Source organism: Neisseria sp. P0001.S005, assembly GCF_051963715.1.
Genome location: NZ_JBQCTZ010000853.1, coordinates 1 through 334, shown reverse-complemented (window position 1 = coordinate 334; position 334 = coordinate 1). Strand labels below are relative to the sequence as shown.

Here is a 334-nt window from a genome sequence, read left to right as displayed (position 1 = left end):
GCTGAAGCTGACTTGAAAGAAAACTTCAATGCGTTGCTGGATGCTATCGTTAAAGCCAAACCTGCTGCTGCTAAAGGTCAGTACCTGAAAAAAGTTGCTGTATCTAGCACTATGGGTTTGGGTGTTCGCGTTGATACTGCAAGCGTGAACAACTAAGAAATTTTCAGGTGATCCAGTTTTCTGGATTGCCTGAATTTGGGCTACTTAAAATTAAGTAGATGTCCAAGACCGTAGGGATCGTAAGATTTAATCGTAACTGCCCTACGCAGACGGTAGTCCTGAAACACATTGCAAGATTGCTTGTAAGATGTCTTTTTAGGTTACCGCGCTGGTG

At 43.1% G+C, this 334-nt stretch carries 1 pseudogene; it reads left to right on the top strand.

What is annotated here, in order from left to right:
- A pseudogene (gene rplA, locus ACTHSP_RS23195) lies at positions 1-156 on the top strand (50S ribosomal protein L1); the annotation flags it as partial.
- Positions 157-334 lie beyond the last annotated feature (178 nt).